Source organism: Cryobacterium serini (assembly GCF_004404025.1).
Classification (GTDB): domain Bacteria; phylum Actinomycetota; class Actinomycetes; order Actinomycetales; family Microbacteriaceae; genus Cryobacterium; species Cryobacterium serini.
The window spans coordinates 235,157-247,833 of record NZ_SOHN01000016.1; the positions used below are offsets into that span (position 1 = coordinate 235,157).

The 12,677-nt window shown below is 65.7% G+C and carries 8 protein-coding genes, 1 tRNA gene and 1 other RNA gene; 7 read left to right on the plus strand and 3 right to left on the minus strand.

Annotated features, from left to right (window positions below; genetic code table 11):
* Nucleotides 1-245: 245 nt before the first annotated feature.
* The gene (locus tag E3T51_RS13135) at nt 246-824 is read right to left on the minus strand and encodes a hypothetical protein (RefSeq protein WP_134530212.1); all 579 of its coding nucleotides are present in this window, start codon (nt 822-824) and stop codon (nt 246-248) included.
* Nucleotides 821-3,766, minus strand: a complete 2,946-nt coding sequence (gene eccCb / locus E3T51_RS13140) for a type VII secretion protein EccCb (protein ID WP_241989324.1) — start codon at nt 3,764-3,766, stop codon at nt 821-823. Before eccCb ends, E3T51_RS13135 begins: the two co-directional genes overlap by 4 nt.
* Here eccCb and E3T51_RS13145 point away from each other — a divergent pair.
* The 5 genes from E3T51_RS13145 to E3T51_RS13165 all read left to right on the plus strand — a co-directional run bounded on the left by E3T51_RS13145 (nt 3,761) and on the right by E3T51_RS13165 (nt 9,173).
* Nucleotides 3,761-5,155 carry a hypothetical protein gene (locus E3T51_RS13145; protein ID WP_134530213.1) on the plus strand — a complete coding sequence of 465 codons (1,395 nt, stop codon included), beginning with the start codon at nt 3,761-3,763 and terminating at the stop codon, nt 5,153-5,155. The genes eccCb and E3T51_RS13145 overlap by 6 nt on opposite strands.
* A 79-nt stretch (nt 5,156-5,234) precedes the next feature.
* Nucleotides 5,235-6,398 carry a hypothetical protein gene (locus E3T51_RS13150; protein WP_134530214.1) on the plus strand — a complete coding sequence of 388 codons (1,164 nt, stop codon included), beginning with the start codon at nt 5,235-5,237 and terminating at the stop codon, nt 6,396-6,398.
* A 47-nt stretch (nt 6,399-6,445) separates the two neighbouring features.
* A complete protein-coding gene (locus tag E3T51_RS13155) occupies nt 6,446-7,357 on the plus strand; it encodes a hypothetical protein (RefSeq protein ID WP_134530215.1) in 912 nt (303 codons plus the stop codon).
* Between the two features lie 377 nt (nt 7,358-7,734).
* Nucleotides 7,735-8,826: a DUF6177 family protein gene (locus tag E3T51_RS13160; protein ID WP_134530216.1), complete on the plus strand. Its 1,092-nt coding sequence runs from the start codon at nt 7,735-7,737 to the stop codon at nt 8,824-8,826.
* Complete coding sequence (locus E3T51_RS13165; RefSeq protein ID WP_134530217.1) at nt 8,823-9,173, plus strand: hypothetical protein; 351 nt, start codon at nt 8,823-8,825, stop codon at nt 9,171-9,173. Before E3T51_RS13160 ends, E3T51_RS13165 begins: the two co-directional genes overlap by 4 nt.
* Nucleotides 9,174-9,541: 368 nt before the next feature.
* Here E3T51_RS13165 and E3T51_RS13170 read toward each other — a convergent pair.
* Nucleotides 9,542-9,629, minus strand: a tRNA-Ser gene (locus tag E3T51_RS13170).
* A gap of 121 nt (nt 9,630-9,750) precedes the next feature.
* On the opposite strand from E3T51_RS13170, the gene ffs reads away from it, so the two are divergent.
* An RNA gene (gene ffs / locus E3T51_RS13175) (signal recognition particle sRNA small type) lies at nt 9,751-9,847 on the plus strand.
* A gap of 354 nt (nt 9,848-10,201) precedes the next feature.
* On the plus strand, nt 10,202-12,649 hold the full coding sequence (locus tag E3T51_RS13180) for a phosphoketolase family protein (protein WP_241989345.1): 2,448 nt from the start codon (nt 10,202-10,204) through the stop codon (nt 12,647-12,649).
* Nucleotides 12,650-12,677: the final 28 nt, after the last annotated feature.

Sequence of the window (12,677 nt, forward strand, 5' to 3'; positions counted from 1 at the left end):
CCTGGCCTACTGGCTGGCCCCGTCTGCGCCGCCATCCGACCTGACCCGATCCGACCCGACCCGACCCCTGCAGACTCGCCTGGCCTACTGGCTGGCCCCGTCTGCGCCGCCATCCGACCTGACCTGATCCGACCCGACCCGACCCGACCCGACCCCTGCAGGCTCGCCTGGCCTACTGGCCGGCCCCGTCTGCGCCGCCATCCGACCTGACCCGACCCGACCCGACCCCTGCAGGCTCGCCTGGCCTACTGGCCGATCCCGCCGATGACTGCCTGCAGGCGGCGGGCGATTTGGTCGCGCGAGGTCACCGTGCGCCAGTTCAACCGGGAGGCGGCGATGGGCCCGCCACCGGCAAGGGCCACATCGTGGCCGAGTACCACCAGGATCTCCTGACCGAACGCTACGCGCAGTCCAGCGACGAGCCGTGACGTGCCCGCACGGCGACCGGTCGAGACGGCCACGACGGTGGTGCGAGCAAGCCCCGACTCGCCGTAGCGCGTGCGCACCGCCGCCAGAAACCGATGGGCGGCAAAGAGCCCGAGCGGCGTGTTTGCCGTTACGACAACGCCGAGGGTGGAAGGAGACTCGAACAGATCGAGCCCCTCACCCCCGGCATGGGCGCCGAGGTCGTGCAGCAGCAGCCCCTGGTCGATCAGGAGAGCGCCATCGCCCCGAGCCACCCGCGCACCGAGGTCGCCCGAAGTATGGTCGGCGAGGGTGGGAACGCCGCCCGGCACCGCCGAGACGCGGTCGAACAACAGCGCCGCGAGCGTTGTAGTCCCGACACCGCCGGCGGTGCCGGCGAGCACGATGCGCACGCTCACGAGAGAGCCGCAGGCACGCGTGCTTCGGCGATCTGCACGATCCGCGGTCGGTCGCCGCGGCGTACCAGTCGGCCGCGACCGGGCGGCATCTGCTCGGCATACACACCGGGCGAGATTTGCCCCTCTGAGCGTTCTCCGCAGAGGATCAGGTTCGTCGCCCCGGTATCGCGTAGCGACTGCAACACGACGTCATAGAGCGCTCGCGTTGCGCCGGCGACGGGACGCGTGATGATGACGTTCAATCGCAACTCGCGGGCACTCGGCAAAAATGGCAGCAGCGGGTTCAGCGGTTCCGTGCCTCCGGAGGCCAGAATGTCGAAGTCATCGGCGATGACCACGATACGTGGCCCGACCGAACGGTCGGCGGATGATTGCCGCCGGGTCAGTTCCCCGGCGATCGCCGCGGCCAGGGTACGCGCTTCGCCACTCGATGCGGCCAGCCCGCCCAGATAGTCATCGGGGCAGGCCGCCGAGATCTCTCCGCGCACGTCCATGATCGCGATGACGAGTTCGTCGGGTGTGAACCGCTCGGTCAGACCCTGAATGAGCCCCTGCAGCAGGGTGGATTTGCCCGAGCCGTGATCGCCGAACACGAGCAGGTGCTGGTCGGTCGCGGCGAGATCGAGATAGGCGGGTTCCATGGTGTCCTGGCGCAACCCGAACGGTATCGCGTCGGGGGAGTCGATCGCGTCGGGCAGTTCGTCGGCCGAGAAACTCTCCGGCAGCAGCCGAATCGGCGCGGCGGATGGGCCCTCCCAACTGCGCGCCGAGCGGGTAGCGAGGGCCTCGAGTTCGTCACCGATGAGCTCGTCGGCGGTGTCGTCGAGCACCGGCAGTGCGATCTGCGCGAACAGGCCGGCGTCGGTGAGTGCCCGCCCCGGCTGGTCGACCCGCAGCGTCGCCGACAATTTGCGGCCCATCTGCGAATCCATGGCATCGTTCAGGCGCAGTTCAATGCGGGTTCCGATGAGCGGTTGCTGCGCCATGCGCAGTTCGTTCCAGCGGGTCATCGACATGACAACGTGCATGCCGAAACTCGAGCCGCGCGCTAAAAGGTCGTAGAGCGCCGGTTCCAGCTCCTCGAAGTCGGCGCGAAGCGCTCCGAGCCCGTCAATGAGCAGCACGATATCGGCGGCCACGAGCTCCGGGACGCGCCCCGCGGCGTGCAGGCTGCGCAGGGTTGCGAGCGAGTCGATACCGCGCTCGGCGAACAGACGCTCCCGGGTCGTGAGCATCGCGGCGAGTTCTTCGAGCAGGCGCCGCAATCGGTCGGGATTCGACCGCGTGGCGACACCACCGACGTGCGGAAAACCGTCGATCCGGGTCAATCCGGAGCCGGTGAAGTCCATCGCGTACACGCTCACCTGGCGCGGCGTGTGGGTGAGGGAGAGCGAGACAGCCATGGTGCGCAGAAAGGTGCTGCGCCCGGTCTGCGGGGCGCCGAAGATGGCCAGGTGTCCGCCGCTGCGGGTGAGGTCGATCAGCCACGGATCCTGCCGTTGCCTCTCGGGTTCGTCGAGCAGGCCCATCGCAACCTGCAGTGTCGGCGCCGGCACGTCCGCGATGACGCGGGAGAGCGCCATCCGCTCAGGCAGTGGCGACAGCCAGATCGGTGGCACGGCTACGTCTGCGTGACGCAGTTCGTCGACGGCTGCGTCCACCAGAATGCGCCCGGTAGTCGGTCGAGCAAGCGCCTCCTCGGCGGTCTCCGACTCGTCGCGCTGCCCGAGCCCGTTATACAGCGGCAGACGGCGGGCCTCCAGCCGGTCACCGTCCCGGTCGTTCGGCGTGAGCTCGGCTTGGGCGAGCGCGCCCGAGACATAGCCAGAGCGAAAACGTCGGTAGATGGAGGTGTCCACCTTGAGATAGGCGAAGCCGGGAATGGCCGGCAGGTGAAAGGCATCCGGTGTATCGAGCACGATCGAGCTTTCCGACGCCGAGAACGTGCGCAGGCCGACCCGGTAGGAGAGATACGTTTCGAGGCCGCGCAGCTTGCCAGCCTCGATACGTTGGCTGGACAGCAGCAGGTGCACACCGATCGAGCGGCCGATCCGGCCGATCGTCAGCAGCAGATCAACAAAATCGGGCTCCGCGGCGAGCAGCTCACCGAACTCGTCGATGACGATGACCAGGTGCGGCAGCGCCGGCAGGTCGGGTCGGGTGGCCTGCAACTGGCGGTAATGGGTGATCGACGGGGAATTGTCGGCATCCTTGAGCAGTTGCTGGCGGCGCACCACCTCCCCGGCGATACTCACCCGGGCTCGCTGGGTCAGCTGCGGATCGTCGGCGAGGTTGTCGATGATGCCGGCCACGTGCGGCAGCCCGGCGAACGGGGCGAAGGCCGCTCCGCCCTTGTAATCCACGAGCACCATGCTCACGTCCTTGGGCCCGTGCGAGAGCGCGAGTGCCAGGATAAGGGTGCGCAGCAGTTCGCTCTTGCCCGACCCGGTCGCACCGATACACAATCCGTGCGGTCCCATGCCCAGCTGCGCGGATTCCTTCAGGTCGAGCAGCACCGGCTCGCCGAAATCGTCGAGTCCGATCGGCACACGCAGAAAATCGCGCGGCGAGCGCGGCTGCCAAGCGGATGCCGCATCAAAGGTTGAAATATCCTCGATCTCCAGCAGTTCGGCGATGTCAACGGCCCGGGCCGATTCCGCCTCGTCCTGACGGGTGAGGTTCAACCGCAGGGGGGTGAGCATGCGAGCGACGGTCTCAAACAGCGCGCCCGAAATGCGGTCGAGCACGGCGCGCTGAACCGCAACCTGCCCGTCGGCGTCGTCACGGGCATTTGTTATCTCGGCCTGTCCATCTGCCACCGTCACTCGAATCGTCACATCCGACGGCTCGTGCAGTCGATCGCTGAGCAGGTGCACCATGGTGATGCGCAGGTCGGACGGCGACAGGTCAGCGTCGGGCACCGGCAGGGCGGATGCGTGCACGCGGGTCAGGGCCTCACCGTGCTCGCGGATGCCGCGAAACTGAACATCGCCGGCGGCGCCTCGATCGGTCGCGCCTCGCTCGCCCAGGCGATGCACTCCCTCGCTGACCAGATCCCTACCGTGCAGATCGAACCCGGTTTCGCCGCGGTCACCCCCGACGGAGCCGTCTTCGGAGCCCCGCCGCGTCTCGCCATCGGCGAGCCCGGCAGCGGCGGCCACACCCTGCACAGCATCGCCGAGCGTGTGGATGCCCCGCGCGTCGAGGCGGCCGTTCCGCCCGTCGCGAGTCACGTCGACGTGCACCCGACAAGCCCCACGCCGGGCTCGTACGTCGCTGCGCCCGCGGGCGGCGCCCACAGCGTTACGCCCGACGCCGCTACACCCGACGGTGCACGGCCCAGCGGTTCCCCTTCTGATGGCGCAATACCCGACGGTGCTTCTGCTGACGGTACTGCGAACGACGCTGTCGGCTCGGTTGGGCCTCCGGCTGATCCCGTCGTCATGGCAGACGGAACGCTTTACACGCCCGAGCTTTCCGACGCCGGTATTTCTGCCGCCGGGTACTCGTCTTTCTACGAGAGCCTTCCGGCAGTTCTCGACAAGGCCGGTGTATCAATGCAGGAATTCAGGCACCTAGTCGAGTCGCCCGTGGCGAGCCTCACGCGCCATGAAATGTCGCAATTGATCGATATTCGGGACAGCCTGCCGTCCCCCGACAACACTGGGCACCTGCAGAAGACGATTCCGTTTGAGCAGGCAGAGGCGATTATCGAGGGTAAACAGCCGCCGCTCCAGGGATTGCAGGGCTTTGTCGCGCGGCCGGTCGACACACTCGGCATGACGACCCAGCAGCTGCATGACGCCTTGGGTCTGAACTATCCCGGGAGCAAGTACACGAGTGATCTCGCAGCTCGCAGGCCGTATTTCGACGTGCGGTTTGAGACGCCTTCAGGGGTGCACCCTTCCGTACCGGATTCCGCTATTAGGTGGTTACACGACGCCGTGCCCGACAACATTGTGAACATCACAGATACCACCGCACGCACCACCGCTATCAAAGTCTTCTGGGACGGGCTTCCCGGACCGCAGAAGGACATATTTGAGGCCAGATATCCGTCAATCGGGTTTGACCTCCCCAAGGCACTCTCCCTCGACACCGAGAACCCCTTCCGTGGGTCGGGTTTCTCTGGAACCGGATCAGGATTCGTGCCAGAAGGGACTTTCGGTCAAACACGGATCGACATTCCCAACGGTGCAGAATTATGGCGCACACTGCCCGACGGGACACGAGAGATTGTCGGAGTCTTTGGGCGCTCCGACCCCAGTGCCCCCGGCACCTGGTTATTGGTCGATGTGACTCGATCGGGCGCAGTGGCAGTCGTTCGGTGATCGATCCGCGAATGGTGAAGAATGGCATTGTGCCCAATACCGTGGGAGATGCCCAGGGTGCGGACGGGAGGCACAGCAGGTGAGTTTCGATCGCGAGGCGCAAGACTTGACGCATCCCCTGCACGTCGATGCTCTCAGGGATTACCGCCCACTCGGCGGCCAGGTGCATATCGCCGGGTCCGCCCGCTTTGACGGCGTGCGGGTGGTTGTGTCCTCGGTGAGTGGCGACAATCTGGTGGTCGTCATTGGGGAACTGCCGATCAACGGTGTGCAAAACAGAGATTTTCTGGACCCGACCTACCGCGATTCACGGTCACCCCTCATGGTGGGTGAGGTCGACTTCTCGAAGTTGGATCAGTTCTGGTTGACGCGCACGTCGACCTGGGACGTGATCGATGAGAACACGCCGCTGCCCGGGCTGCTGACGACTATCGATGGCATCGACTTCGGTGTGGCGGATTCCGGAGGAATCGTGAGTCTGGCCGGGGTGCCTCAGCTACAGCTCGTGTGGTTGGGCGGCGGCGAGCCGCAGGGCGAAGGAGAGTGGCTTTCGGACGGGTATGGGGCGTTCACGCGTCTGGTGCGGCGAGACCAGGTGCCGGGCCTGCGCCACGTGGAATGGACCGCCATCTGGCGTGACATAACGGTGAAGGTCGCCGGAATCCGCGGCGAACGGGCGCATATTTTCGTGGAGAAAGGGGGAGTGCCGACCGTCGAGCATCCCGAGATTCGGCATGGCGCCAACGCGAAGAGTGGATGGTCCGCCGTAGTTGGGCGTGCCGAGCTCAGCCTGCGTTCGTGGACGTCGACTGAGCGGCCCGTGGGCCAGGGCGCGGTGATCGGGTGTGTCGGGCTGGTTCGCGGACGTACGGGAGTGGTGTTGCTCCCCGCCTCGAGAGACGAACAGGTCGCTGGCATCATCGTGCGAAGGAACCTCGGAGAGACCGTGACGGACGATTTTGTCATTCACGCTATGGTCAACGGCCGTAACGCTCCGGTGGAGTGGCGGGCAGTCGTGGCCGAGGCGAATGTCACCTGTCCGCGACGCATCGAGGCGACAGTGGAATGGCGGGGCAAGCGCCAACCCCTTGACGGTCTCAACGAACCGGCCGGGGTTGCCTACCTGCCCGGTCACGGTGTGCCGCTCGATGAGGTCTCGACGCTGGAGTACACAGTTGGACCGGTCGCGCTTTCTGAGCTGCCCCCGGTCGATTGGGAGATATCTAATCTGCGCGGCGCATAATTTGGGGCAAGACCCATGAGCCAATTGACGAAATGTGAGGATTCAGCGTGAGCACGATTCTGCAAAAGGTCGTCACACCGCAGGCGAGCGCCGCGTATCTGGCCTCGGGGTGGGATCGCGTGGCGGGATTTGTCGTCCAGGTCGACGACGTGGCCTACGCGACGACGCCGGCTCAACTGTTCGAGATTCACGGTCTGGGCTACCCGGGGTCGCCCTTCTTTGCGGCCGACCCTTTCGTTGATGTGCTTCGGTTTCCGTCGTATCCGACCCTGCAGTTTGTGAATGCGATCGGCGGCGTCGACCAGGCGACTCGGGCGCTGACCGGCGGACCCTTCGTTGACCGGGCACCATTCACCGGTACCGGATTCGCGACCGCCGAGGGTCGGATCGTGCCCGTGTGGTGGCTCACGCACACAAGGCTTGCCCCCGACTCTGTGCTGGTGCGGATCTTCGCCGATGGCTCGTCACAAGAGCTGGCGCGTTATCCCGACGTGGGCCGTGGCTGGGTCGTGGATGGGGTGGCCGTTGGCCGCCGGTTGCCGCGCTCGCGTTTCGTCGGGACTCTCGCGTCGTTCAACGGCGCGTATTACGTCGCGGATGTTCTGGAGGGTGGGAGCCGCGTTGCCCTGGCGATGGATGCGGAACCGGCGGATTCTCTGTTCGTGCAAACCGCTGCCGGTACGTGGCGGCGGGAAATCGCGCGGGAGGATGCTCAGCAAATTCTCGAGCTTAGCGTGGAGGCCAATTGGAACGGCCTCGAGTTGCGCATCGTCGACGAGTGGACTGACGCGACCGGTGTAGATCGATCGCGCGGTTCCTACGTGGGCCACAATGCTGACCTCGCGGAGGGCCTGCGGCTCGTCAAGTTGGAGGCCGGAGTGTATGAAGTCACGCTTCCCAAGGACGCCCTGGAGGACGTGAAAACCAGCCAGCTGGCCCCGGCATCATGGGTGTCCTGACAGGGGCGTTGCCGACAGACGTGAGGACTTGAGTGAGGAAGTCACGGCACTTACCGGCACAACCGCATCTCGTCGAGCCGATCAGGCAGCGACGAATGCCCACGGGGTCCTCGTTGCCGTCATGGGACGAGAACGTTCATGGGTGGAAGTGATGCCGGGTGGCTGAGGAGGAGACGATTCGCGCCGAATTTTCAGTTCGGTGACATGTATCGAAGCGGTGGAAGTCTTGCGGGTAAATTTGAGGTGTCCGAGGCCGGCGACGTCAGGACAGACATTACTCAGGCGAACCCGGATCTCTAGTTCGGGCGTGCAGCTTGGCGAGCTCGAGGGCATTGCGCCCGAGATGATAGATGTTTCCTCCGGAAGGTGAGTATTTAATGGCGATAATGGCGCAGCGGGTCGGGGCGAACGCGAGCGTCGAGCATCCGCTTGTCGACTTTGCGGGTGACGGCTACGTCGCGACCATCAGCGACGCGCCGCTCGTGGCGGCAACCGAGGGGCTCGCGAGCCTCGCGATCGACGCCGCCGGCGTGGGCAAGCGCGTACTGCTCGTGACGGCGCCGGAGTCGCGGGTGACTTTCGGCGTGCTGCAGCTGCTGGCCGCCGTGGGGGCCGCCTGGGTGGTGCGCCGCGTCGACGGGGCCCTGCGCGACGCCCTCACCGGCCGCGCCATCGCCTCCTTCGACGACGCGTTCCGAGCGTCGACGACGAAAACGGATGCCGCGGCTGACTTCTTCACGCCAGTGCCGAACGCGCAACCCTGGCTGCAGGTCACCGTGTCGGTGAACCACCAGGCGCGCGACGAGACCACGCTCGGGGCTACCGTCGAGCTGCTCGCCGCGCAGCTCGCCGCGGCGCTACCGGTGGCCTGGGGCGTGAACGAGCCCGCCGGCCTGCACTGGACCCGTGAGAACCTGACGCGGTTCGTGCGCGGTCGCATGCCCAATGAATCGAAGGTCTATGTGGTGGGGCGCGGCGAACGCGCGATGACGGCCACCGTGCGCGTCAGCCGCAGCGCCCGCGGCGTCACCGAGGAGACGAAACTGCTCGTGGCCCTCGGCGAGGACGAGGCCAGTGCCCGCACGGTGATCGAGGCTACGCCGGCCGTTCTTGGACGGCTGGCCGATGCGCAGTCGGTGCTGATCGCCTCCGCTTTTCTGTTGCGCGGTCGCGCCGACCTGTCGATCGATCCGGTGCTGGCGGCGCCGCCGGTTCCGGTGGCGGTCGTGCTTGGCCCGCGCGCTGTGCAGGATCTCAAGATCACCGTGACGGATGTTGAGTCTCGCTTCGGCGCCTTTCGCGCCGGTCGGCCGCGCATCCCGTCGCTCGTGCTGCCGTTCACCCGCGAGGGCCGGGGCAGCTGGCAGCAGTTCGTCGACGTGGCGGCGGAGTTCAGCGCGGTCGACGTGGCGAGAGCGCTTGGCCTGCCGGATTCTGCCGCTGATGCACGCCGCGGAGGCGCCCGATGAGCCGTGAACTCGTGATCGTGTCGCCGCGCGCGATCGACCTTGCCGACCATCTGATGGCGGCGGTAAGGATCGACCCGCACCTTGGACTGCGTACGATCTGGAGCGGCGGCGGAACGCAGGTGTGTTCGGCGGACGGCACGGCGCTCATGACCGTGCTGCGCACGAAAGGGTTCGACGTGCCCGATGACGTCGAGCGTCTGCTCGGGGTTACCCTCACGCCGGCGCAGGTTTTTTGGACCGAGCTCTACGTGCCGCGTGGTGCCGCCGCCGAGCTCGGTGAGCTGGTCGCGCGCGCGCTCGCCGGTGTGGTCGAGGGCGAGCTGTTCGTACGCGACGGCAGCGCCTGACGGGTGCTGCGAAGCACTGCGTTCTACTCGTGTAACAGAGAAAGGGGGATTCGAACCCCCGAATTGGCGCTGTGCGTCACCCAACTGCGTTCTACTCGTTTGGCGGAGAATGGGGGATTCGAGCCCCGCAAGTGGGTTTGTGCGTCACCCAACACGTTGCGTTTTTTTGGCGGAGCATGGGGGATTCGAGCCCTGCAAGTGGGTTTGTGCGTCACCCAACACGCTGCGTTTTTGTGGCGGAGAATGGGGGATTCGAGCCCTGCAAGTGGGTTTGTGCGTCACTCAACATGCTGCGTTTTTGTGGCGGAGAATGGGGGATTCGAGCCCTGCAAGTGGGTTTGTGCGTCACTCAACACGCTGCGTTTTTGTGGCGGAGAATGGGGGATTCGAACCCCCGAGGGCTTTCACCCAACACGCTTTCCAAGCGTGCGCCATAGGCCACTAGGCGAATTCTCCTGGCCGCCGTTTCAATAAAGCAACGGCACCAGAGAATCTTACCTGTTTCCAGAGGATGCTGCCGCCACCGGCCCAGACCGCGCTCGGTTGGCCACGCCCCACGCCGTACCCTAAACTGAGGTTCGGCTCCTCGCGTGGCGCCACCTTGGCCAATTCCCCCAGGACGGAAACGTAGCAAGGGTAACCGGGCTCTGGCGGGTGCGCGAGGAGTCTTTTCTCTACTCAGGCCGCGAGGCGGCTGGCCGGCGAATTCGTTTGAGAAACGCAGGTAAACAGCGGTATCCCATTCCGCGCGCGCAACACCATCCGCTGGTTTGACGCACACCCCGGCGCGCAGATCAGAGATGAGCACTTCGAGCTCGGCTTCGACGCGCTCATCGACGCGGTACGAGCGAGTACCAGGACGAGTGTTTCGGCTCAGGCGGCGACGGCATAGATCGACAAAACCGTCGCGAGCGGTTCCAAGGGACCTTTGGCACTTGAGGCACGACCAAGGCTCAATAGGATGGAAGAAGCGCGGCTGCGTGGCCGCGAGACGATGCGGAGGACCGATGATCCACGATTCCGGCACCATGACCTGGCCTGCGCGTGCACTCGCACCCCTTCGCCCAGAGGCCCTCGCGAGCATCGACGCCTGGTGGCGTGCCGCGAATTACCTCGCCGTCGGCCAGATCTACCTGCTCGGCAACGCCCTGCTGACAGAGCCCCTCACCCGCGACCACGTCAAGCCGCGCCTGCTCGGGCACTGGGGCACAACGCCCGGCCTCAACTTTCTCTACGCGCACCTCAACCGGGCTATCCAGGAACGCAGCCAGAGCGCCATCTACATCACCGGCCCGGGCCACGGCGGCCCCGGAATGGTCGCGAACGCCTACCTCGACGGCACCTACACCGAGGTCTACGCCGACATCGAACAGAACGCTCACGGTGTGCAGAAGCTGTTTCGCCAGTTCTCCTTTCCCGGCGGCATCCCCAGTCACGCTTCGCCCGAACTCCCCGGGTCCATCCACGAGGGCGGCGAACTCGGCTACGCCCTCAGCCATGCCTACGGTGCCGCATTCGACAATCCCAACCTGCTCGTGGCCGCGGTGGTCGGTGACGGCGAGGCCGAAACCGGCCCGCTCGCCACCAGCTGGCACTCCAACAAGTTCATCGACCCGCTTCATGACGGCGTCGTGCTGCCCATTTTGCACCTCAACGGGTACAAGATCGCCAACCCCACCGTGCTCGCGCGCATCCCCGAAGACGAGCTGCTCGACCTCATGCGCGGCTATGGGCACACCCCCTATATCGTCTCCGGCGGTTTCGACGGTGAAGATCCGCTGCTCGTGCACGCCCGCATGGCCGAGACGCTTGACCTGGTGCTCAACCAGATTGCCGAGATCAAGGCAGCCGCGGCTAAGGCCGACAAAAACAACGAGGACTTTGCCCGCCCACCCTGGCCGATGATCATCCTGCGCACCCCCAAAGGCTGGACCTGTCCCGCCACCATCGACGGCGTGCAGGTCGAGAACACCTGGCGGGCGCATCAGGTTCCGCTCGCCAACGCCCGGGACACCCCGGAGCACACGGCCCTGCTCGAAGAGTGGATGCTCTCCTACCGTCCCGCTGAGCTGTTCGACTCCAATGGTGCTCCCGTCGCACAAATCCGAGCTCTTGCCCCGGTCGGTCCCCTACGCATGAGCGCCAACCCGGTCGCCAACGGCGGACTCCTGCGCCGCGACCTGCACCTGCCCGACTTTCGCGATTTCGCCGTCGACGTGCCGGCGCCGGGTGCAACGCTGGATGAGGCGACGCGCGTGCTCGGCGGCTACCTGGCCGAGGTCATCCGCTTGAATCCCGACAACTTTCGCATCTTCGGGCCGGATGAAACCGCCTCGAACCGGCTGGCCCCGCCGGTGTACGAGGTGACCGATAAGCAGTGGAACGCCGAGCTCAAGCCCGGCGACACCAACCTCGCCCGCGCCGGCCGTGTCATGGAGGTGTTGAGTGAGCACCAGTGCCAGGGCTGGCTCGAAGGCTACCTGCTCACCGGGCGGCACGGGCTGTTCAACTGCTACGAAGCCTTCATCCACATCGTCGATTCCATGTTCAACCAGCACGCCAAGTGGCTCAAGGTGACCGCCGACATTCCGTGGCGCACGCCGATCGCGAGCCTGAACTACCTGCTCAGCTCGCACGTCTGGCGGCAGGATCACAACGGGTTCAGCCACCAGGACCCCGGTTTCATCGACCACGTGGTTAATAAAAGCGCCGACGTGGTGCGGGTCTACCTGCCGTTCGACGCGAACACGCTGCTGAGCACCTACGACCACTGCCTGCGCAGCGTCAACTATGTCAACGTGGTCGTGGCCGGCAAGCAGCTCGCGCCTAACCTGCTCACCATGACCGAGGCCGTCGCCCACTGCACCAGGGGACTGGGCATCTTCGACTGGGCCGGCACCGAAATTGCCGGTCAGGAGCCCGATGTCGTGCTGGCTGCTGCCGGTGACGTTCCGACGCTCGAGGTGCTCGCCGCCGCCGAGATTCTGCGTGAGAACCTGCCGGATCTCAAGCTGCGGGTCGTGAACGTCGTCGACCTGATGCGCCTGCAGTCCGAGGATGATCACCCGCACGGCCTGAGCGACAGCGCCTTCGATGCCGTCTTCACGCCGGACAAGCCCATCATTTTCGCCTATCACGGCTACCCGTGGCTCATTCATCGGCTCACCTACAAGCGTCACGGCCACGAGAACCTGCACGCCCGCGGCTACAAGGAGAACGGCACGACGACGACCCCGTTCGACATGGTCATGCTCAATGACCTTGACCGGTATCACCTCGTCATGGACGTCATCGATCGCACCCCCGGCCTCGCCGCCCGCGCCGGCCTGCTCCGACAAAAGATGCAGGATGCCCGCCTGGCCGCGCGCCAATACACCCGGGACTTCGGCGAAGACCTGCCAGCGGTCACCGACTGGTCCTGGTCGAAAACGGATGCCGCGCCGCGCGCCGACCAAACCGGCAGCGACAACGTCTAGAACAAACTTCCACCTCACATACGCTTGA